Raw genomic sequence first — 20302 nt, 5'->3', positions numbered from 1 at the left:
GAGGTTCTGAACATGGCCAAAGCGGTCACCATCAAGGTCAAGCTCGTTTCCAGCGCGGACACCGGCTTCTACTACGTCGCCAAAAAGAACTCGCGCACGATGACCGACAAGCTCGTCAAGAAGAAGTACGACCCGGTCGCGAAGAAGCACGTCGAATTCCGCGAAGCGAAGATTAAGTAATAAAATCAATAACTTGATAGTCGCAACGGAGCCGATTGGCTCCGTTTTGCGTTTCTGGGGCTTGGCTCTAAGCTTCGCGCGCGGCCGTTATCCGGCTACCGCCCATGCAGAACCTTGGAGCCCCGTCATGTCCCTGCCGGCTTCGCAAACCGCGGAAGTTCCCAAATCGGACGCCCGCCACCGAATCGTGGTTGTCGGCGCAGGCTTCGGCGGCCTTGAGACGGTCTACCGTCTCGCCGGGGCACCCGCGGACATCACCTTAATCGACCGGCGCAACCATCACCTGTTCCAGCCCCTGCTCTATCAGGTCGCCACAGCCTCGCTCGCAACCTCAGAGATCGCATGGCCGGTGCGGCACCTGCTGAGCAGCCGGAAGGAAGTGACAACGCTGCTGGCGACCGTGACCGGCGTGAACACCGAGGCGCGTCATGTGGTGCTGGATGATGGGAGCACCATGCCTTACGACACGCTGGTGCTCGCCACCGGCGTGCGGCATGCCTATTTCGGCCATGACGAATGGGAGCCGTTCGCGCCAGGCCTCAAGACCCTGGAAGATGCGACGACCATTCGACGCCGCATCCTCTATGCCTTTGAGCGCGCCGAGCGTGAAACCGATCCGCAGCGCCGTGCGGCGTATCTGACGTTCGTCATCGTCGGTGCCGGCCCGACCGGCGTCGAACTCGCCGGCACGATCGCGGAATTGGCGCGGATCACATTGCCGTCGGACTTTCGCAACATCGACACGAGAACGGCACGCGTCGTCCTCATCGAAGCAGGCCCGCGCGTGCTGGCAGGCTTTGCTGAGGATCTGTCGGCCTATGCGCAGCGCTCGTTGGAAGAGCTCGGCGTCGAAGTCGTCCTCAACCAAGCCGTCTCCGATTGCACCGCCGATGGCGTGATCTGCGGCGGCAAACAACTCGATTCCAAAACCATCATCTGGGCGGCCGGCGTGCGCGCATCGCCTGCCGCGGAGTGGCTCGGTGTGCCGCTCGATCGTGCCGGTCGCGTGATCGTCAATCCGGATCTCACAGTGCCTGGACATCCCGAGATCTTCGCCGTCGGCGATACCGTGACCATCAACGATCCGGAGGGCAAGCCGGTGCCCGGCATCGCGCCCGCAGCCAAGCAACAGGGACGCTACGTGGCGCAGGTGATCAAGGCACGTCTGCGCGGTGAGAAAGCGCCAGCCCCCTTCCACTACAAACACGACGGCAGCCTCGCCCAGATCGGCAAGCGCCGAGCGGTGATCGATTTCGGCTGGATCAAGCTGCGCGGTTCACTCGCCTGGTGGATCTGGGGCATCGCGCACATTTACTTCCTGATCGGCGTGCGCAACCGGCTCAGCGTGGCGATCAGCTGGCTGTGGATCTATACCCGCGATCAGCGCAGCGCGCGGCTGATCACACAGGGACGCGGTGCCATGGAACCCAAAAAACCTGGCTAAGAAGCCAGCCTGACGACTACTTGTGGTCGAGGTGCCACGCGCCATCCCAGCCATGGGCCGGCGGAATGGCTTGGAAATTGGCAACGCGCGCGGCCATCGCCATGGATGGTCCGTCGCCCGGAACAGCTTCCAGCGCAGCGTTGAAAGCCTTGGCGGCGTTTTCCCATTGCTGGGCACGATAGGCCGCAAGCCCCTCTGCGTAGTGCGTTCGCAGCAGAAGCTGCTCCGGCGTGAGTTCGCCTTTGCGGCCCATGATCTCGAAGACCAGTTGCGGCGTGGTCTGTCCCACCAGCACCAGCAAATCGAGTTCGCGCACTTCGATGGTATCGCCGGCCGCAACAATGGTTGCCTTCGACACCAGCGAGCGGCTGCCATAAATCTTGTTGGCGGCTTCGAGGCGCGACGCGAGATTCACCGTGTCACCCATCACGGTGTAGCTCATCATAAATTCAGAGCCGATGCTGCCGACCACCACCTCGCCGGTCGCAATCCCGATGCGCAGATCGCATTGATTGGGCACCTGACGAACGCCGAGCAATTCGGGAATTTCCTTCCGTAAATCTCCAATGCGATCGATCATCTCGAGCGCAGCGAGGCATGCCAACTGGCCCTGTTCGTTTTCTTCGGTGAACGGAGGCCCCCAATAGGCCATAACAGCATCGCCGATATACTTGTCGATGATGCCGCGATGGCTTCTGATTGGTGCAGTGATCGTCGACAGATAGTGGTTCATCACCTTGACCAGCCCCTGCGGCGTCATGCCCTCGCTCAGGCTCGTGAATCCTTTCATGTCGCAGAACAGCACCGTCATAACGCGCCGCTGTCCTTCGGACGCCGTCAGCGCCGGACGATCGATCAGGCCCTTCACCACCTGCGGATCGATATACTTGCCGAAAGTCTCGCGGACGCGCTCGTTGTTACGCAACTGCTCAACCATACGATTGAACGCGCCGGTCAATTCGCCGATCTCGTCCCGCGTGGTGACGGAAATAGTTCCGTCGAGCTGTCCTGCCTCCACGGCGCGGGTGCCATCCAGCAACCGCCGAACCGGCCGTGTAATGCCCGTGCTGACGAGAACGGACACCACCAATCCAAGAATGGCGGCCAGCCCAGTCATGATCGCGGAGATCAAAATCGCCTGCCGCTGATGCCCCATGGTGACAATGGAGTCCGCGCGAACCTGCGCCAGCATATCGGCCCGGATAGCATCGACCTTCGCATTGAAATCGTCACGAAGCTCATCGATCCGGACAAGCGCCCGCTTCAGCTCTTCAGGGTCCCGGCGTTCTACGACTTGAAAAAACCGGTCATATTCCTGGTCGAGATAGCGGCGAACATCGTTGCTCACGGAGTCGATGCGGCTGTCCAGCCGCGCCAGCGTGGCGTTGTCCGAGGCCGTGGATGTGTCGTCAATGATCGCATTGATGAGGTCGCGCGCGCCTTTGGCTTCGCGCCCGACTTCAATTCCCTTGGCCTCATAGACTTTCTTCCGCTCTGCATAGGCAGTTTCGTCCGGCGGCGATTGCATCTTCGCGATCACCATCTGGCGAAGCGCCAACGCCTGCTCCAGCGAGCGGACGTTCATCCGCGCGAGGTGACCGTAGGCCTGAACGTATTTCGAGCTCAGCTCATCAAGGTAGTTCGCGACCCGCGCGGACATCACCATCGACAGAACCGACGTGATCGCCATCAGGATGATCAACCCAACGGCGATGCCGACGATTTGCCTTCTGATCGACTGGCGGATCATTGGTCAGTGCCTTTGACGTCCTAAGACGCTCGCGGCTAAATTGCCTTAGTATCGAAAAATTCGCGCTGTCCCAGCCTGTCGCGCACATCCATATCTGAACGCGCGACCAGCCAATCGTCAAATCAAAGCTGACTTACGCCGCCGCCGCAACCACGCGGTTACGTCCATCGTTCTTCGCCCGGTACAATGCCTGATCGGCACGCTTGAGCACATCACTGATCGCCTCGCCCTTGATTTCGAGCGTGGCTATGCCGATGGAAATCGTCACATCGAGCCGCTTGGCGCCTTTCTCAATGGAAAATGGTTCGCCTGCGATGGAGCGGCGCAGCCGCTCAGCCACCATGCCGGCCACGTGCAAATCCGTCTCAGGCATGACGATGACGAATTCTTCCCCGCCATAACGGCAGGCGAGATCGATACCCCGGATCGACTTGCGGATACGCACGGCGAATTCCCGCAGCACATCGTCGCCGGCATCGTGGCCATAGCGGTCGTTGATCGACTTGAAGAAGTCGATGTCCAGCATCATCAGCGCCAAAGGCTTCGCGCGTGAGGCCGCCTGCTCGGCGAGCGTGGCAAGATGAGTTTCCATGTAACGGCGGTTGTGCAGCCCGGTGAGCGCATCGGTGATCGCCATTTCAATGGAGTTCTGCACATTGTCGCGCAGATGGTCGGTATAGCGGCGTTTGCGGATCTGCGTGCGCGCGCGGGCCAGCAGCTCGTTCTTGTCCACCGGGCGCAGCAGGTAATCGTTCACGCCGATCTCAAGGCCGCGCAGCAACCGCGAATTGTTGTCGGCATCAGCAATCGCAAGGATCGGAACACTGCGGGTGCGTTCCAGCGAACGTGCCTGGCTGCACAGCCGCAGGCCGTCGAAATTCTCCAGGGTCAGCGACACGATCAGGAGGTCGTAGTTGCCTTCAGCTGCGTGAAACAGCGCTTCAGCCGGATTGGGCTCGACATCGACGCTGTGTTCAGTTGCGAGAACCGGCGCCAGCCGCTCGTAGGACGACGGCCGGTCATCGACGAGAAGAATGCGGCCGCCCATTCCGGTATCGGCAATGGCTTCCCGCTCCGGCGCCTGCACGCCGATCTCGTGTGACGTGATGGCGCGCATGCGCAGCTCGTCGGTCATCATCTTCAGGCGCGTCAGTGAGCGCACGCGGGCGATCATCACCACGTCCGACACCGGCTTGGTCAGGAAATCGTCAGCGCCCGCATCGAGCCCGCGGACTCGATCCGAAGGACTATCGAGAGCGGTGACCATCACCACTGGAATGAAGTGCGTCTTCGGATTGGATTTCAGCCGCCGGCAAACCTCGAAGCCGTCGATATCGGGCATCATGACATCGAGCAGCACAATGTCGCATTCCGCACGCTCGCACATCTCAAGCGCCTGCATGCCGCAGTTCGCGGTCACGACATCGAAATATTCGGCCGACAGACGAGCCTCTAACAGCTTGACGTTGGCAACAACATCGTCAACGACCAGAACACGCGCGGACATAGCACTTCCCTTAACCGATGAACCGTCGAACGGTCTCGATGAACTTGCCAACCGAAATCGGCTTGGACAAATAGGCCTCGCACCCGCCCTCGCGGATACGCTCTTCGTCGCCCTTCATGGCAAACGCGGTGACCGCGACCACCGGAATGGCGCGCAGTTCAGCATCAGCCTTGATCGAGCGTGTGACATCGAGGCCAGAAATTTCAGGAAGCTGAATATCCATCAGGATCAGATCAGGACGATGCGCACGCGCAAGGCCCACCGCTTCGACGCCGTTGCGTGTGCCGACCGTCGCATATCCATGGGCCTCCAACAGATCGCGAAAGAGCTTCATATTAAGCTCGTTGTCCTCCACGATCAGGACGGTTTTCGCCATCCTGCCCTCCAATCCCCAAAATGCCCGTACGCATAAAAGCCAAAGAATTCGCCACGCCGTGATGACTCGGGCATGATGACTTAAAATAGAGACCAGAAGTTACGGAAAGGCAAACACAACCAATGAGAAAGGGCGCAACCAACCCTCAGGAAGTGGCTGAATTTGTTGCGATTCAGGCGCTTTCCTTCCTCGCGTCAGATCCCGAGCGACTGGGAATGTTCCTGACCGAGACAGGGATCGGCCCACAGACCCTGCGGGCATCGGCCTCCGATCCAAAGTTCCTGGCCGGCATTCTCGATTTCATCATGCGTGACGACGCCACCGTACAGGCGTTTGCCGGAGCCTCCCAACTGACGCCGGAGGCCATCGCCAACGCGCGCGAGGTGCTGGACCCGCGCTGGGAATAAGCTGGGAGTAAATCGCTTGAGCGACCGGCCCACAGAGGGTTTGTCAGGGTTCTGCCGCGACTGTCTTTCCGACGCCACGGCACGATCCATACGTTGCCATGCCTGCGGCTCTCCACGACTGGTCCGCCACCGCGCACTGCGACAGCTTACCCTCGCCCACATCGATTGTGATGCGTTTTACGCCACCGTCGAGAAACGCGACAATCCGGACATCGCCGACAAGCCGGTCATCATCGGTGGCGGCAAACGCGGCGTGGTCTCGGCTGCTTGCTACATCGCGCGCACCTACGGCGTGCGATCGGCGATGCCGATGTTCAAGGCGCTCGATCTGTGCCCCGATGCGGTCGTCGTGCGGCCGGACATGTCCAAGTATGTGCGCGTCGGCCGCGAAGTCCGTCAGGCGATGCTATCGCTGACGCCGCTGGTCGAACCCTTGTCCATCGACGAAGCGTTTCTCGATCTCAGCGGCACCGAGCTGCTGCATGGCATGATCCCGGCGAAGGTGTTGGCACGCTTCGCCACGCAGATCGAGCGGGACATCGGCATCACCATCTCAGTCGGCCTGTCGGTGAACAAGTTCCTCGCCAAGATGGCGTCCGATCTCGACAAGCCGCGCGGCTTCGCAGCCATCGATCCGGAGGAAGCCACAGCGCTGATGGCCGACAAACCTGTCGGCTTCATCTACGGCGTCGGCCCCGCCTCGCAAGAAAAGCTATCGCAGCGGGGCTTCCGCCTGATCAAGGATCTGCACCGCGCCGATGAGACCGACCTGATGAAGCAGTTCGGTCCCGAAGGGCGGCGGCTGTGGCGGCTCGCGCGCGGCATGGATGAACGCAAGGTCGTGCCGGACCGTGGCGCGAAAACCATCTCCAACGAGACTACGCTGGAAACGGATGTGCGGGATTTCGCAACGCTGGAAAAAATACTCTGGCGGCTGTGCGAAAAGGTCTCAGACCGCCTCAAGGGCGGCGACCTCTCCGGCACCACCATCACGCTGAAGCTCAAGACCGCGGACTTCCGCCAGCGCACCCGTTCGCAATCGATCCAGGTGCCCACGCAGCTTGCCAATCGCATCTTCGGTATGGCGCGCGAGATGCTCAGCCGCGAGATCGATGGCACGGCCTTCCGCCTGATCGGCGCAGGCGTCAGCGCCCTGCGCCCGGGCGCCGAAGCGGACGATCAAAACCTGCTCGATCGCCGCTCGGCACATGCCGAACGGGCCATGGACAGCGTGCGCAAGAAGTTCGGCAATGCCGTTTTGATCCGCGGCATTGCTTACGAAGGTCCGGCAAAGGCGGAATGATTGGCCCGCGCTTTATTTGTGGAGCTTCGCTTTATTTGCAGGGCTTGGTTTGTCTGATGTCGATTTTATCCATCGCACCGGCAATAACAAAATCGTTGTAGTCCAGCGTCAGCGCCCGGGAAACGCCGTCTTCAAACAGCTCGAATGACATCGCGTAGACCGGCGTCTGCTCACCGGAGTCGGGCTTCGTCGCCTGGTCGTAATAGCTGACCGTCACAGGCCAGCGTGTCTTCGACTTGAACACCTCGTTATCGGTCGTGGCATCCGACACCACGGGCGCCTTCGTGCCGGGGATCGGCTGGCCGATGACTGTGAGCGTGTTGTAGACCTTCTCGCCGTTGTCCGACCCGTCATAGACCACGAGCTCGAGCAGCGATTTGCCCTCGCGCGCAGCCGCGATGATGCGCTTGACCTGCTCGGTCGGGAAGACCGCTCCCTCGATGGTGAAGGTTTTCGCCTGAGGCTGCTTCAGCTTGACGGTCACGGTATCGCCTTTACGCTCCGCAACGCCATCCACGGAGGTCGTATCGCCCTCATTCATGCGGGTGTCGACCTTGAAGGTATATTTCTTGCCCTCGCTGTCCTCCCAACTGGTCGAACGCAAATCGCTCAGCGTCGTCTTGTTCTCGCCTGTATCGAGCTGAGATACCTGCCGGAATTCGGTCGTGTAACCTTCACACTCGCTGCCGGAGAAATTGTACAGGATACGCCCGCGCACGCTGTTGACGGTGGCATTGCCACGGGTCTTTTTCAGGCTCAGTTCATACACCGCCTGATGCGCCAGAAACGACACGTTGGGCGCCGCGTGTGCCGCGCCGCGCCCCACACCCGGCGCGAGCAGGATGGCAGACACAATCACCGGCAAACCGACTGCTGAAATTCCGCGCGCGCGACGCATGACGTCTCCTTAAAGATAAGATTCGAAACAATAATAGTCGCAACATTGCGCCGCAACCGGGGCAAGCTTGCCCTCAAGATCCCTGTCAGTCCTAGAAACCGAAGCTGCTGCAAGCTTGCATGTGCCAGCACGATGGGCGAAATATGGCACCCCGATCCACAATCGGCGCGAAACCGACACACTTCGATCGGGTCAACATTACAGCATTGAGGTACACATGTCGGGAACGATCGAGCAGAAACTGAGCACGATGGGCATCACACTGCATCAGCCCAACGCTCCGGTAGCGAACTATGTCGGCTTTGTCCGCTCTGGAAATCTGCTCTTCGTGTCCGGACAGGTCTGCAACAGCCCCGAGGGCAAGCTGATCGCCAAGGGCAAGCTCGGAGCCGGCGTCACCATGGAGCAAGGCGTTGCGGCCGCACGCGGCTGCGCAATCAATTTGCTGGCACAGGTCAAGATGGCGCTCGGCGACCTCGACAAGGTTGTGCGCGTGGTGCGCCTCGGCGGTTTCGTAAATGCCACTCCTGACTTCCTCGACGGACCGAAGGTGCTCAATGGCGCGTCGGACTTGATGGTCGACGTGTTCGGCGACAAGGGCCGCCATGCCCGCACCACGGTGGGCGTAGCTGCCCTTCCCGCCGATGCGGCCGTGGAAGTGGAAGCCATCTTCGAGGTATCTTGATTCCGATGGCCTCACGAGCGCCTGATTGGTTGACCGCGCGGCCGGTTGCCCACCGCGGCCTGCACGATCGCGCGCAAGGAATCATCGAGAACATGCCGTCGGCGATCGATGCCGCGATCGCCGGCAATTTCGCCATCGAAGTCGATTTGCAGCTTTCCGCCGACGGCGAGGCGATGGTGCACCACGACTATGAGCTCGGCCGCCTGACGCAAGGCAGCGGCCAACTGCTCTCGCTCACGGCGGAGGAGCTCAAACAGGTCGCGTTCAAGCACACGCCGGAACGCATGATGACACTCGGCGACCTCTGCGAACGCGTCAATGGACGCGTTCCTTTGGTGCTTGAGGTGAAGAGCCGCTTCAACGGCGACCGTAAACTGGTCGGCCGCATGGCGCAGGTTCTGGAATCCTACCGCAATCCCGTCGTCGCGATGTCGTTTGATCCCGATCAGGTTATGGCGATCCGCGAATTGCTGCCTTTCATACCGCGCGGCATCGTCGCCGAACGCCATTACGAGGATGGCGAATGGAAGCAGCTTCCACCCGATAAGGTCCGCGGGATGATGGGCCTGCGCCACGCGTTCAGCACGCGGCCGCATTTCGTGGCGTACTGGGTGAACGACTTGCCCGCGCCAGCCCCCTGGATCGCACGCAACGTCTTCGGCTGCGCACTCCTGACATGGACCGTGCGGACCCCTGAGCAACGCGAGCGCGCGTCGCGCTACGCCGATCAGATGATCTTTGAAGGTTTCGTGCCGGTGGGATAAGTCACTGACATGATCCCGAACACTTGAAGTTGGGCGCTCAAGCAACGATCTATACTCCTGAACGTCATCGCTTTTCTCACGGCCACGGTATCCCTGCTCCTTGACGGATTTGTCCGACATCACTCTCGAAGCCGTTTCTTCGACCGGCCAGATCGCGGCAGACGAATGGGATGCGTGCGCCAATCCCTCTCGCCAGCTTTCGGGCGAGTTGAGTGCTTCGCCATGCGCGGGCAACCATCCCTATAACCCATTCATATCGCATGCTTTTTTCTCTGCGCTGGAGAAGTCGGGTTCCGCCGTCGCCCGCACCGGCTGGGGCGCGCGCCATCTGGTGGCGCGGATGGGTGGCAAGGTTGTCGGCGTTGTTCCCTGTTATCTGAAGAACCATTCGCAGGGCGAATACGTGTTCGATCACGGCTGGGCCGACGCCTATGAGCGCGCCGGCGGCAGCTACTATCCCAAGCTGCAGGCCACCGTTCCTTTCACGCCCGCCACGGGGCGGCGCTTGCTGGTGCGCGACGGCGTCGATGCAGCCCGCGTTCGCAAAGCGCTGGCCGGCGGACTGATCGGCCTCTGCGACGCGGTGAATGCGTCTTCGGTTCACATGACATTCGCGCCCGAGGACGAGTGGGAATTTCTCGCCGGACACGGCTTCCTGCAACGCACCGACCGGCAGTTTCACTGGCACAACGAAGGCTACGCCACGTTTGACGACTTCCTCGGCACGCTGGCGTCGCGACACCGCAAGGGCATTAAACGCGAACGGCGTGACGCGGTGGCCAACGGCATCACCATTCATCACCTGACCGGGCGCGACATCACGCCGGATGCGTGGGACGCATTCTTCGAATTCTATATGGAGACCGGCTCGCGCAAATGGGGCCGCCCTTACCTCACGCGCGCGTTCTATCAGCAGATCGGCGAGACCATGGCCGACGACGTCCTGCTGGTGATGGCGAAGCGCGATGGACGATGGATCGCGGGCGCGATCAACTTCATCGGATCGGACACCCTGTTCGGCCGTCACTGGGGCGCGATCGAGCATCATCCATTCCTGCACTTCGAGGTCTGTTACTATCAGGCCATCGACTTCGCCATTCAGCGCCGCCTGAAGCGCGTGGAGGCCGGCGCGCAGGGTGAACACAAGATCGCGCGCGGCTATCTGCCGCAAACCACCTACTCGGCGCACTATATCGCCGATCCGTCCCTGCGCCGCGCTGTCCGCGATTATCTCAAACACGAGCGGGCCTATGTGCAGGAAGCGGTCGAAGATCTCACCGACGCCGGTCCCTTCCGGAAAACAGAAACCGACGAGTGACGCAGCCGCGCCCTGATTGGCGCGCAGACAACGTTGTCGGCCAACCGCTGCGAGCTTAGTCTTGCGATAACAGAACTGCGCTTTGGGATCGATGTCTGAGCAAGCAAATACATTCTGGACGCGCCGTGGGCCTGAGCTGCGCCAAACCCTCCGGGTGACCGTGGCAGCCGCCGCGGCGTTCGTCGCGTACAAGCTGCTCAATCTGCAGCAAGGCTACTGGGCGATCTTCACTGTCCTGATTGTCATGCAGGGGTCGATTGGCGGAACGTTAGGTGCAGCAACCGAGCGCATGATCGGAACGTTTGCAGGCGCCATTCTCGGTGGCGTTGCCGCGGCGCTACACGACGACAGCCCCTACAAACTCGGCACGGCTCTGGTCATTGTCACCGGGCTCGGCGTCTGGGGCGCATCTTTGCGCCCACAGTTGAAGGTCGCACCTGTTACCGCAGCAATCATGCTGCTCAGTGCGCCAGCCGGTGTCCCCGTGCACACTTTCGTGCTCGACCGGATCATCGAGATCGCGCTGGGCGGCGTCATCGGCGTGTTGGCCACCGTCCTGATCTTCCCCGCCCGCTCCCACGATGTGGTGATCACCCGTTCGGTCGACGTCCTCAGGCGCATTCAGCACCTGCTTCAGTCCGAGGCCGACGCCATCGAGCGCGGAGAAGCGCTCCCGCCCTCCAACGAACATCCCAATCTTCGCGAGGCACTGACATCCGTAGAACAGGCGATGAAGGATGCTGATCGCGAACGTGCATCGCGTCTCGCCACTCACGCCATTCCAGCGGCCATTCCGCGCACGTTGTGGAGAATCCGCAACGATCTCGTTCATATCGGAAGCGTATTGAACAAACAGCTGCCCGAGACCATCCTAGCCAGTCTCGCGTCTGCAGCAGCAAACCTGCTTCGCGCCGAAGCCGCATTTGTCGGCCATTGTGCAACCGGACTGAACGATGGCACCGCGGTGACGCGCGACCATGTCACCGAAATGTATCTCGCCTTCACGGACGCATTCGACAAAGTGCGCCAAAGCGGCGTCACCCACGCGCTGGACTTCGACGCGGCTGGCCGCGTGTTCGGCCTCGCCTTCACACTGGAGCGACTGCACCGCGACCTTGGCGACCTCGCCGACCGGATCAATGAAATTGCCGAGGGGAAGCCTGAACAGGCAACGGCTTTGTGACACGGCGCAGGCTCGGTGACGGCTTGACCCGCATGCCCCGGGCGGCGATTGTCGCGCCATTCGAAGATGAGGGTGACTGATGACGGCCTACGACAACAACAACATTTTCGCGAAGATCCTGCGCGGCGAGCTACCCTGCCACAAGGTATATGAGGACGAGCACACCCTCGCCTTCCTCGACATCATGCCGCGCTCACCGGGCCATACACTGGTGATCCCGAAAGCGCCGGCCCGCAATATTCTCGACATCAAGCCGGACGATCTGGCGCATGTGATGCGCGTCGCGAAAAAGATCGCTATTGCCGGCAAGAAGGCGTTCGAGGCCGACGGCATCACGCTGCAACAATTCAGTGAAGCGGCCGGCGGCCAGGTGGTGTTTCATCTCCACGTGCACGTGATGCCGCGTGTCGACGGCGTCGCGCTGCTGCCGGCAGCAAGCCGCAAGGAAGACATCAAGGTGCTGGAAGACCACGCCACGCGCCTGATCGCGGCGCTGGCATAAACGCTTAGACGCGAGCGGTCTCCGCATCAGTCTATGGAGATTTTCTGCTCCCTGATGATGCGCTCCCAGCGATCACGATCATCGTCGATGAACTTCGTGATCGCCTCCGGGCCTTGAGGCCGGTAGACGACGTATCCGATCTTCTCCAGCGACGCACGGAACGCCTGATCGTTGAGCCCGCGGTTCAGGCTCGCCGTAAGAGTCTGAGCGATATCGTCAGGCAGTTTCGCCGGTGCTGAAATTCCGTACCAGACGATCACGCGATAGCCCGGATAGCCGCTTTCCGCGATGGTCGGCACATCAGGCAAATCAGCGAAGCGCTCAGGCGTTGTGACACCCAGCGGCCGCAGCGCGCCGGATTGGATGTGCGGCAGCGACGTGCTGATCGTGTCGAACATCACATCGAGCTGGCCCGACAGCAGATCCGTCAGCGCAGGCGCGACACCCTTGTAAGGTACGTGCGTCATCTCCACGCCCGCCTCATGCTTGAACATCTCGGCGGCGAGATGCAGCGTGCTACCGATACCGGACGATCCGTAGTTGATCTTGCCGGGATTCTTCTTTGCATACTCCACGAACTCCGCGACGGTCTTGACCGGGATCTTCGGATTGACCTCCATGATCACCGGCACCTGCGTGATCAACGACAACATCCGGAAGTCTTTGATCGGGTCGTAATTCAATTTCTTGTAGAGGATCGGATTGATCATGACGATCGAACCGGACGCCACGAACAGCGTGTAGCCATCTGCGTCGGCATGCGCGACCATCTCCGCCCCGATCGAGCCCTGCGCGCCTGGCTTGTTCTCGACGACGACAGATTGCTTGAGATCCTTGGTCAGGAATTCGGCCACCGCACGTCCGAGAATGTCCGTCGGGCCGCCCGCGGCATAAGGAACGACGAGCTTGACCGGACGTGTCGGATAATCTGCCGCGAGCGGATAATCGATCGTGACGACGACTGCCAGAGCAGTCAGCACAAACCACCGGGCTGACGCCCGGCACCATGACTTGAGCACGCTTCTCTCCCGATATTTTATTTTGTTGGAGAGAGGCTAGCCAAGATTCTTAGCAAGCGATAGCGGCTATTACCCGAGCCACCATTCACCCGCGATGACGACGATCTCACCCGCAATGACGCCCGCGAAAACCGATTTGCGCATTGCAACGTAAACCGCGAACCCGGCAACAATCGCGCTGTAGCGGACAATGCCTGGCACCGTCGCCAGTGCGCCCGGTGGAGCGATGAGGATCTGCGCGATGACACCAGCGAGAATGGCCGCGGCAACTGCCCTCACCCAGACGAGAAATTCGGAACTCTCATCGATCCCGCCGCCGATCAGCAGGCCGAGCAGCCGCCAGACTTCATTCGATAGAAATCCCGCCACCAGCAGCAGCGCGATCGCCTGAGGGCTGCCAAACAACTCACTCATGCGACGCGCTTCCGCCACAGATGAACACCGAAAGCGATGCTGCCGGCGGTCAAACCCGAAATCAGAATATCAATGCCGGTCTGCATCATCGACACCAGCGGATACAGGGCAAGTCCAAGCCCGAGCGCAAGCTTGTCGACCAGCAGACGCGCATTGCGCGCAGTCGAGAGCAGAAACGTCAGCGGCGTCAGCGCTAGCACCGCCGCAGCCAGGATCGGCGGCAAGTTCGCTGCCAAGCCATAACCCAACGTGGCTGCGATCATGCTGAGCACGACGAGCGTGACACCCAAACCGTTGATGAATGGCACGCGCCGCTCGCGTGGCACGAGCGGCAACAGGCGAAAACTTTCCACCCAGACGGTCACCGCCACCAGATGCGCGGACAAAACCATATGGCGCATCTTCGTCTTTGGCGAGCGCAGCATCGGCAACACCGACACTACCATCGGCAACAGCCGGATCGCACTCAGCGTCACCGCAAGCGCGGATTCGAGCAGCGTAGCGCCTGCGTGCGACGTCGAGATCAGGATCACCTGTGCGGGCCCCGCCCACACCAGGACCGTGCTGGCCAGCATCCACCCGAGCGTGAAGCCGGAATCGTGCGCGAAAGCGCCGATGCCGATGAAGGTTCCGAACAGCACCAGCGCGAGAACCGACGTCATCGCCGATTGCACGCCGAACATGAATGCTCTGGCGGCGCTATGCCAGTCCGGTGAATCGAGAGGTGGAAGTGCCAAGGAAATAGAAACCGGTGAGTCGAAAGAAATCTATCACGCGGCTGATTTATCTCGTCGTCAAGGGACGTGAGCCGCTATTTGCGCGATGCAGCGCACCCGCGAATGCAGGGCTGCATGCTCCATCCGCAGTTAGGTTTAGGCGCGGGCAGACAAAGTATTTCATCGCAAGTGAGTAACAAGCGGATGACAGGCATTTTTTGAACGCTGGCCATCGCTCGTCGTTGTCAGGATCGTTATTTGACAACCCAAGATAATAGGTCGACCAATCCATTCGCGTTTTTAGCTGTGAGCTGAATTGCTCTTAAATGTTATGGAGAATTTATGAGCCGTCATTCCCGCAAAATTCTCGCCGTATTGCTTCTCTCAGGCGCTCTTTTTGGATCGTCGGCGCACGCACAGGACTATCGGTCCATCGTTGCATCGTCCGACCGCACTGCGGCAGATCGGGAAAACGACAACAAGCGCCACCCGATTGAACTCCTGGAGTTCATCGCTCCCAAGACAGGTTGGCGGGTGCTCGATATGGCCGCCGGAGCAGGCTATAGCACTGAACTGCTCGCCAGAGCGGTATCGCCCAGCGGGAAGGTTTTAGCTCAGCATACGAAAGAGTCTGAGAAATTTTCAGAACGCAAGAAGCTTCCCGCCATGTCAAACGTGGAAGACGTGATTACGCCGTTCGATGCGCTCTCTCATCCGGAGATTCGCGATTTAGACCTCGTGACCTTCCTCTTTGGATATCACGACACAACCTTTCTAGGTGTTGATCGAGCCAAAATGGACAAAGCCATTTTCGGCTCCCTCAAGCACGGAGGAATTCTGGTTGTCGCAGACCACTCGGCAAAGCCTGAGGATGGGGCGTCGGTCGGCAAAACCTTCCACCGGATCGCTGAGGACACTGTGAAAACCGAGATCGAAGCTGCCGGCTTCGTTTTTGTCGAAGCGGGAAATTTCCTACGTCACCCCGAAGATGCCCGGTCCAACGCCATCTTCAGCAACCCAACACCCGTCGATGAATTTGTCCTGAAATTTCGTAAGCCCTGATCGGCGAACTGGGCCGTCCATCCGCATCAGCGAATATGCGTGGTGATGAACCGCTAGCGTCTTAGATGGACGGCTCGCGTGCCGACGGGCACATCGTCGCGCAAAGGCACAACACGAGCAGCCCGCAACCGATCAGAATAAATGTCATATCCCCGCTCCTAAAGGCGCGAATGATGTCGATCACTTCGACGTCGGTTCAGGTGATTGGAAAAGTGTTGCGTAAAACTTAATGAAAATCGCGCCGCAAATTGCAGAGATCAAATTAGGATTTTATTGACGATAACGCCTCGCATCCGACATCGAGAAACGCCTGATTCTATTGGCTTTTTTGAATCCGGTATGCAGCCGGCCGCGTTAACCGTCGCACGAGTTTCGAACTCGGTGTGTCGTCGCCGCTCAGCCGCGCCCGTTCTTCAGAACGATGCAAGCCTGCCCTGCCCGCCTGATCTGGCCGCAAAGATCGTTCGCCGTGGCTCGTGTATCCGCTCCGATCCTCACCTGAAAGAACGGCCGCGTGCCGCGGCTGCGGAAGATCGAGCTGATGAGAGTCGGATCGCGATCGCCGATGATCGAACTGAGATGCTTTATCGAACGCGCGTACATCGCAAGCGCGTTGTCGCGTGAGAAGCCTGCCGCAAGCTGCACGCCCCATGGCATGTCGGCACCGAGCACAATGCGATGTTCGAGCTCAGCGACAAACGGATTTGGCGCGGTCTTCAGCATCGCCATCAACTCGCGGCAGCCCGCAGGAGGCTTACGTTCTTTCGTGACACCATTTCGTCCGGCGGACGCCCACTCATCCACCGTTGATCCGGTGATGGCGTACACATAGTTGCGTGTCTCAGAGGGCATATAGCCCGTGCCCGCGATCCATTCCTGCACGCGACGGGGGCCCGCGTTGTAGGCTGCGGCGGCAAGTCCGAGATTGCCGAACTGCTCTTTCAGTTCCGCGAGAAATTCCGCCGACTTCGGCAGCGCCTGCACCGGATCGAACGGATCGAGCAGACGCCGCTCGCTCGCGGTGCCGGGCATAAACTGCGCCACACCCTGCGCGCGCTGGCCGTTGCGCGTCATCGGGCCAACAGCATTGGGTTGAAATCGGCTCTCCTGCCAGATGACGCGCGCGAAGAACTCCAGCGGCAGACCGTTGGCCGATGCCGCCGACTCGATCATCAGGCACATGGCCTCGCGTGTATCGGTGTCCTTCGCATCTTTGGCTGGCGGTGACGGGGACGCGGTCTCTGCAGACGGTTTGGACTCCGGCACGGCTCTGGGAGCGGTCGGCACCTGCGCAGCGGCTGGAGGCGCAGGCGGGTTCTCGGTCGCCGGCTTGGCCGCTTCGTCAGGCTTGGACGCATCAGTTGGCTGAGGAGAACCCGCCGGCTTTGGTGCATCGATGGGCTTCGATGGCTCAGATGTGACCGCAGGCGGCGCAACCGGTGCCGCCGCGGGCTTGTCCTCTTCCGCCCGCGCGATGGAAACGCTGGTCGCAATTGCAACAGCAACCGCAAGCCGCACATGCCAGGTCATGGAGCACCACCGTGTTGCAACTCTCTATAACCCGGAATTTGGCGAAGAATGTGTAGGCACAAGGCCGCGGCCACGCGTGGGCTCAAAAAATCTCCATGGCAGCGTCCTGACGAAATGGTCGAGCGCAATCATACGGACTTTCCGTCGCACACAGCGGCATTTACCTTAACGATGCCTTTCCGACGCGCCGCATGGCGCAGTTCCATCCGGCGCACTACGGTTAGCAAACAGTGAATGATCGGATTGTGTCACGTGATCGTATCCAGCGGGCTGATTTTAATGCCGATGAGTGTCGACCTCGATGCGGAGCACGACGCCCTCTTCGATGAGGATGTGATTGGCCGTCCGTTGGAAGCCGCAGACACGGCACCCGAAAGCGTATCTGCGTCCGATATCAACGAGATCTCTGCGGATCTTGCGCCTCGAACAGAACGCGCATCTTCCGCCGGTTTCCGCCCCATCGCCCGCGGTGTGATCAAGCCATTGGTCGCTTTGATCACCGCGCAATACGTCATCGTCGGAGCACTGGTGGCCGGTGTGGCGGTGACGGTCGCGCATCATGCTTCGCGTGCGATTCATGAGAAATTCGCTGCAATAGTCTCGGCTCTCGAGCGATTTTGATTTTTATCTTCACTCTGCAAAAGAAAAACCCGGCAATCTCGCGATTGCCGGGTTTTCGATTTTCAAGGCTTGAGGCGCTCTAGACCTTGGCGAGCGGCTTGGCCGGCCCCTTCGGTCCATCGTCCCCTTTTGGCTTGCGCGAGGCTGCACGCTTGCGCGCACCCGGCAATTTCTCGGGCTTCGGTGTAACCGGGCCTTCGACGAACTCGAAGCCGATCTTCTCCTTGTCTGCGACCGCCTCGTCCTTGACGAGAATGACGCGGACATGGCCACCACCCTTGAGCTTTCCGAACAACACTTCGTCGGCCAGCGGCTTCTTGATGTGCTCCTGGATGACACGCGACATTGGCCGCGCACCCATCTGCTCGTCGTAGCCTTCCGTGATCAGCCAAGCCTTCGCAGGCTCTGACAGTTCGATCGTCACATCGCGATCCGCGAGCTGAGCCTCGAGCTGCAGCACGAACTTCTCGACCACCATACCGATGACGTCGGTGTTGAGGTGACCGAACGACACGATCGCGTCGAGACGATTGCGGAACTCAGGCGCGAACTGACGATTGATCGCTTCGTGATCGTCGCCTTCCCGCTTCGAGCGCGTGAAGCCGAACGCCTGACGAGCCAGATCAGCCGCGCCCGCGTTGGTGGTCATGATCAGGATGACGTTGCGGAAGTTGACCGACTTTCCATTGTGGTCGGTCAGCTTGCCGTGATCCATGATCTGCAGCAGCACGTTGTAGAGATCCGGATGCGCCTTCTCGATTTCGTCGAGCAGCACAACGCAGTGCGGGTGCTGGTCGACGCCATCCGTGAGCAAGCCGCCCTGATCAAAGCCGACATAGCCCGGAGGCGCGCCGATCAGACGCGAGACCGTATGACGCTCCATGTATTCCGACATATCGAAGCGGATAAGTTCGACACCGAGAGATGCGGCGAGCTGCTTGGCAACTTCGGTCTTGCCGACGCCGGTCGGACCAGAGAACAGGTAGGAACCGATCGGCTTTTCGGGCTCACGCAGGCCCGCGCGGGCGAGCTTAATCGAGGCTGACAATGCCTCGATGGCCTTGTCCTGTCCGAACACCGTGCGCTTCAGCGTCGTCTCGAGATGCTTCAGCACCTCGGCATCGTCCTTCGACACCGACTTCGGCGGAATGCGCGCCATCGTCGCGATCGTGACCTCGATTTCCTTGATGCCGATGGTCTTCTTGCGCTTGTTCTCAGGCACCAGCATCTGCGCTGCGCCCGATTCGTCGATCACGTCGATCGCCTTATCCGGCAGCTTGCGGTCATGGATGTAGCGCGCCGACAGATTCACCGCCGCCTCGATGGCGTCGTTGGTGTACTTCAGCTTGTGATAGTCCTCAAAGTAAGGCTTGAGGCCCTTCAGGATACCGATCGCATCTTCCACCGACGGCTCGTTGACGTCGATCTTCTGGAACCGGCGCACCAGCGCACGGTCCTTCTCGAAGTGCTGACGATATTCCTTGTACGTGGTGGAGCCCATGCAGCGGATGCCACCCGAAGCCAGTGCAGGCTTCAGCAAGTTCGAGGCATCCATTGCGCCGCCGGAGGTCGCTCCCGCGCCGATCACTGTGTGAATCTCATCAATGAACAGGATCGCATTCGGATGCGCTTCCAGCTCCTTGATGACCTGCTTCAACCGCTCTTCGAAATCACCGCGGTAGCGGGTTCCTGCGAGCAGCGTGCCCATGTCGAGCGAGAACACCGTGGCAGCAGCGAGCACTTCCGGCACGTCGCTGTCCACGATGCGCTTGGCCAATCCTTCCGCGATCGCGGTCTTGCCGACGCCGGCCTCACCGACGAACAGCGGATTGTTCTTCTGGCGGCGGCACAACACCTGGATGGCGCGGTTGATTTCCGCGTTGCGGCCGATGACCGGATCGATCTTGCCGTCGCGGGCCTTCTTGTTGAGGTTGACGCAATAGGTGTCGAGCGCCTCCCCCTTCTTCTTGGAATCCTCGCCACCCTTGGTGTCGGCTTCTTCATCGACACCACGCACCGGACGCGCCTCGGAAACTCCGGGACGCTTGGCAATGCCGTGGCTGATGTAGTTGACCGCATCGTAACGGGTCATGTCCTGCTCTTGCAGGAAGTAAGCGGCATGGCTTTCGCGCTCCGCGAAGATCGCGATCAGCACGTTTGCGCCTGTGACCTCTTCGCGGCCCGAAGACTGCACATGGATCACAGCGCGCTGAACCACGCGCTGAAAACCAGCCGTCGGCTTGGCATCGTCCGAATTGTCTGCGACGAGATTTTCAAATTCTGTTTCGAGGTAATTGACCAAGCTGCCGCGCAGCTTGTCGAGATCAACGCTGCACGCACGCATCACCGCCGCGGCATCCGAGTCATCGATCAGCGACAGCAGGAGATGCTCCAGCGTCGCGTACTGATGATGGCGCTCATTTGCGATTGCAAGTGCGCGGTGCAGGGATTGTTCAAGGCTCTGAGAAAAAGTCGGCATTCGCGTCCCTTATGGCCCCCGCCAATTCACTTTAGAACTCAACTCTCAAACTTAGATGGGTCGCTTTGCTGGCCAGTCAATCCGTCTCTCGTTTCAACTGTCACCTGACACGACACTTCGGGTTCCCCACCCGCACCAACAAGA

The 20302-nt window shown here is 60.2% G+C and carries 20 protein-coding genes; 11 read left to right on the top strand and 9 right to left on the bottom strand.

What is annotated here, in order from left to right:
• The first annotated feature begins 12 nt into the window (after nucleotides 1-12).
• A complete protein-coding gene (gene rpmG / locus ACZ5C3_RS13715; protein ID WP_002712167.1) occupies nucleotides 13-180 on the top strand; it encodes a 50S ribosomal protein L33 in 168 nt (55 codons plus the stop codon).
• 127 nt (nucleotides 181-307) lie between these two features.
• Nucleotides 308-1624: an NAD(P)/FAD-dependent oxidoreductase gene (locus tag ACZ5C3_RS13710; protein WP_464044758.1), complete on the top strand. Its 1317-nt coding sequence runs from the start codon at nucleotides 308-310 to the stop codon at nucleotides 1622-1624.
• Between the two features lie 16 nt (nucleotides 1625-1640).
• Here the strand turns inward: ACZ5C3_RS13710 and ACZ5C3_RS13705 are convergent, their stop codons facing one another.
• From ACZ5C3_RS13705 to ACZ5C3_RS13695, 3 genes are all read right to left on the bottom strand, one after another.
• A complete protein-coding gene (locus tag ACZ5C3_RS13705) occupies nucleotides 1641-3374 on the bottom strand; it encodes an adenylate/guanylate cyclase domain-containing protein (RefSeq protein WP_464038176.1) in 1734 nt (577 codons plus the stop codon).
• Nucleotides 3375-3507: 133 nt separating this feature from the next.
• Nucleotides 3508-4881, bottom strand: a complete 1374-nt coding sequence (locus ACZ5C3_RS13700) for a PleD family two-component system response regulator (RefSeq protein ID WP_464038175.1) — start codon at nucleotides 4879-4881, stop codon at nucleotides 3508-3510.
• A 10-nt stretch (nucleotides 4882-4891) separates the two neighbouring features.
• Nucleotides 4892-5257, bottom strand: a complete 366-nt coding sequence (locus tag ACZ5C3_RS13695; protein ID WP_424631011.1) for a response regulator — start codon at nucleotides 5255-5257, stop codon at nucleotides 4892-4894.
• A gap of 122 nt (nucleotides 5258-5379) precedes the next feature.
• Between ACZ5C3_RS13695 and ACZ5C3_RS13690 the strand changes: the two genes are divergently transcribed.
• Complete coding sequence (locus ACZ5C3_RS13690; protein ID WP_464038174.1) at nucleotides 5380-5664, top strand: DUF3572 domain-containing protein; 285 nt, start codon at nucleotides 5380-5382, stop codon at nucleotides 5662-5664.
• Between the two features lie 16 nt (nucleotides 5665-5680).
• Nucleotides 5681-6967, top strand: a complete 1287-nt coding sequence (locus ACZ5C3_RS13685) for a DNA polymerase IV (protein WP_464038173.1) — start codon at nucleotides 5681-5683, stop codon at nucleotides 6965-6967.
• A gap of 31 nt (nucleotides 6968-6998) precedes the next feature.
• On the opposite strand, the gene ACZ5C3_RS13680 is transcribed toward ACZ5C3_RS13685, so the two are convergent.
• On the bottom strand, nucleotides 6999-7865 hold the full coding sequence (locus ACZ5C3_RS13680) for a cell envelope integrity EipB family protein (protein WP_464038172.1): 867 nt from the start codon (nucleotides 7863-7865) through the stop codon (nucleotides 6999-7001).
• A gap of 217 nt (nucleotides 7866-8082) precedes the next feature.
• Here ACZ5C3_RS13680 and ACZ5C3_RS13675 point away from each other — a divergent pair, with 217 nt between their 5' ends.
• The 5 genes from ACZ5C3_RS13675 (at nucleotide 8083) to ACZ5C3_RS13655 (ending at nucleotide 12317) form a co-directional block, all read left to right on the top strand.
• Nucleotides 8083-8550 carry a RidA family protein gene (locus ACZ5C3_RS13675; protein WP_464038171.1) on the top strand — a complete coding sequence of 156 codons (468 nt, stop codon included), beginning with the start codon at nucleotides 8083-8085 and terminating at the stop codon, nucleotides 8548-8550.
• A 5-nt stretch (nucleotides 8551-8555) separates the two neighbouring features.
• On the top strand, nucleotides 8556-9314 hold the full coding sequence (locus tag ACZ5C3_RS13670; protein ID WP_464044757.1) for a glycerophosphodiester phosphodiesterase: 759 nt from the start codon (nucleotides 8556-8558) through the stop codon (nucleotides 9312-9314).
• A 100-nt stretch (nucleotides 9315-9414) separates the two neighbouring features.
• Nucleotides 9415-10632 carry a GNAT family N-acetyltransferase gene (locus tag ACZ5C3_RS13665; RefSeq protein ID WP_464038170.1) on the top strand — a complete coding sequence of 406 codons (1218 nt, stop codon included), beginning with the start codon at nucleotides 9415-9417 and terminating at the stop codon, nucleotides 10630-10632.
• 91 nt (nucleotides 10633-10723) lie between these two features.
• Entirely contained in the window at nucleotides 10724-11815 is a 1092-nt protein-coding gene (locus tag ACZ5C3_RS13660) for an FUSC family protein (protein WP_464038169.1), read from the top strand.
• Between the two features lie 79 nt (nucleotides 11816-11894).
• Complete coding sequence (locus ACZ5C3_RS13655) at nucleotides 11895-12317, top strand: HIT family protein (protein WP_464038168.1); 423 nt, start codon at nucleotides 11895-11897, stop codon at nucleotides 12315-12317.
• Between the two features lie 26 nt (nucleotides 12318-12343).
• Here the strand turns inward: ACZ5C3_RS13655 and ACZ5C3_RS13650 are convergent, their stop codons facing one another.
• The 3 genes from ACZ5C3_RS13650 to ACZ5C3_RS13640 form a co-directional block, all read right to left on the bottom strand.
• A complete protein-coding gene (locus ACZ5C3_RS13650) occupies nucleotides 12344-13336 on the bottom strand; it encodes a Bug family tripartite tricarboxylate transporter substrate binding protein (RefSeq protein WP_464038167.1) in 993 nt (330 codons plus the stop codon).
• A 69-nt stretch (nucleotides 13337-13405) separates the two neighbouring features.
• Nucleotides 13406-13750, bottom strand: a complete 345-nt coding sequence (locus ACZ5C3_RS13645; RefSeq protein WP_464038166.1) for an AzlD domain-containing protein — start codon at nucleotides 13748-13750, stop codon at nucleotides 13406-13408.
• Nucleotides 13747-14487 (bottom strand): AzlC family ABC transporter permease, encoded by a 741-nt coding sequence (locus tag ACZ5C3_RS13640; protein ID WP_464038165.1) that lies wholly within the window; start codon nucleotides 14485-14487, stop codon nucleotides 13747-13749. Before ACZ5C3_RS13640 ends, ACZ5C3_RS13645 begins: the two co-directional genes overlap by 4 nt.
• Before the next feature lie 321 nt (nucleotides 14488-14808).
• Here ACZ5C3_RS13640 and ACZ5C3_RS13635 point away from each other — a divergent pair, with 321 nt between their 5' ends.
• Nucleotides 14809-15528 carry a class I SAM-dependent methyltransferase gene (locus tag ACZ5C3_RS13635; protein ID WP_464038164.1) on the top strand — a complete coding sequence of 240 codons (720 nt, stop codon included), beginning with the start codon at nucleotides 14809-14811 and terminating at the stop codon, nucleotides 15526-15528.
• Nucleotides 15529-15924: 396 nt separating this feature from the next.
• Here the strand turns inward: ACZ5C3_RS13635 and ACZ5C3_RS13630 are convergent, their stop codons facing one another.
• Nucleotides 15925-17058: a transglycosylase SLT domain-containing protein gene (locus ACZ5C3_RS13630; protein ID WP_464038163.1), complete on the bottom strand. Its 1134-nt coding sequence runs from the start codon at nucleotides 17056-17058 to the stop codon at nucleotides 15925-15927.
• A gap of 234 nt (nucleotides 17059-17292) precedes the next feature.
• On the opposite strand from ACZ5C3_RS13630, the gene ACZ5C3_RS13625 reads away from it, so the two are divergent.
• On the top strand, nucleotides 17293-17679 hold the full coding sequence (locus ACZ5C3_RS13625; RefSeq protein WP_464044756.1) for a hypothetical protein: 387 nt from the start codon (nucleotides 17293-17295) through the stop codon (nucleotides 17677-17679).
• A 79-nt stretch (nucleotides 17680-17758) separates the two neighbouring features.
• Here the strand turns inward: ACZ5C3_RS13625 and clpA are convergent, their stop codons facing one another.
• Nucleotides 17759-20158, bottom strand: a complete 2400-nt coding sequence (gene clpA / locus ACZ5C3_RS13620) for an ATP-dependent Clp protease ATP-binding subunit ClpA (RefSeq protein ID WP_464044755.1) — start codon at nucleotides 20156-20158, stop codon at nucleotides 17759-17761.
• Nucleotides 20159-20302: the final 144 nt, after the last annotated feature.

This window comes from Afipia dichlorophenoxyacetatis (assembly GCF_055386385.1).
This window is presented reverse-complemented; position numbering and strand designations above follow the sequence as displayed.

Excerpts from the sequence above, each read along its gene's own strand:
- rpmG (WP_002712167.1), top strand. The coding sequence starts at position 13 with ATGGCCAAAGCGGTCACCATCAAGGTCAAGCTCGTTTCCAGCGCGGAC.
- ACZ5C3_RS13710 (WP_464044758.1), top strand. The coding sequence starts at position 308 with ATGTCCCTGCCGGCTTCGCAAACCGCGGAAGTTCCCAAATCGGACGCC.
- ACZ5C3_RS13705 (WP_464038176.1), bottom strand. The coding sequence starts at position 3,374 with ATGATCCGCCAGTCGATCAGAAGGCAAATCGTCGGCATCGCCGTTGGG.
- ACZ5C3_RS13700 (WP_464038175.1), bottom strand. The coding sequence starts at position 4,881 with ATGTCCGCGCGTGTTCTGGTCGTTGACGATGTTGTTGCCAACGTCAAG.
- ACZ5C3_RS13695 (WP_424631011.1), bottom strand. The coding sequence starts at position 5,257 with ATGGCGAAAACCGTCCTGATCGTGGAGGACAACGAGCTTAATATGAAG.
- ACZ5C3_RS13690 (WP_464038174.1), top strand. The coding sequence starts at position 5,380 with ATGAGAAAGGGCGCAACCAACCCTCAGGAAGTGGCTGAATTTGTTGCG.
- ACZ5C3_RS13680 (WP_464038172.1), bottom strand. The coding sequence starts at position 7,865 with ATGCGTCGCGCGCGCGGAATTTCAGCAGTCGGTTTGCCGGTGATTGTG.
- ACZ5C3_RS13675 (WP_464038171.1), top strand. The coding sequence starts at position 8,083 with ATGTCGGGAACGATCGAGCAGAAACTGAGCACGATGGGCATCACACTG.
- ACZ5C3_RS13670 (WP_464044757.1), top strand. The coding sequence starts at position 8,556 with ATGGCCTCACGAGCGCCTGATTGGTTGACCGCGCGGCCGGTTGCCCAC.
- ACZ5C3_RS13660 (WP_464038169.1), top strand. The coding sequence starts at position 10,724 with ATGTCTGAGCAAGCAAATACATTCTGGACGCGCCGTGGGCCTGAGCTG.
- ACZ5C3_RS13655 (WP_464038168.1), top strand. The coding sequence starts at position 11,895 with ATGACGGCCTACGACAACAACAACATTTTCGCGAAGATCCTGCGCGGC.
- ACZ5C3_RS13645 (WP_464038166.1), bottom strand. The coding sequence starts at position 13,750 with ATGAGTGAGTTGTTTGGCAGCCCTCAGGCGATCGCGCTGCTGCTGGTG.
- ACZ5C3_RS13635 (WP_464038164.1), top strand. The coding sequence starts at position 14,809 with ATGAGCCGTCATTCCCGCAAAATTCTCGCCGTATTGCTTCTCTCAGGC.
- ACZ5C3_RS13630 (WP_464038163.1), bottom strand. The coding sequence starts at position 17,058 with ATGACCTGGCATGTGCGGCTTGCGGTTGCTGTTGCAATTGCGACCAGC.
- ACZ5C3_RS13625 (WP_464044756.1), top strand. The coding sequence starts at position 17,293 with ATGATCGGATTGTGTCACGTGATCGTATCCAGCGGGCTGATTTTAATG.
- clpA (WP_464044755.1), bottom strand. The coding sequence starts at position 20,158 with ATGCCGACTTTTTCTCAGAGCCTTGAACAATCCCTGCACCGCGCACTT.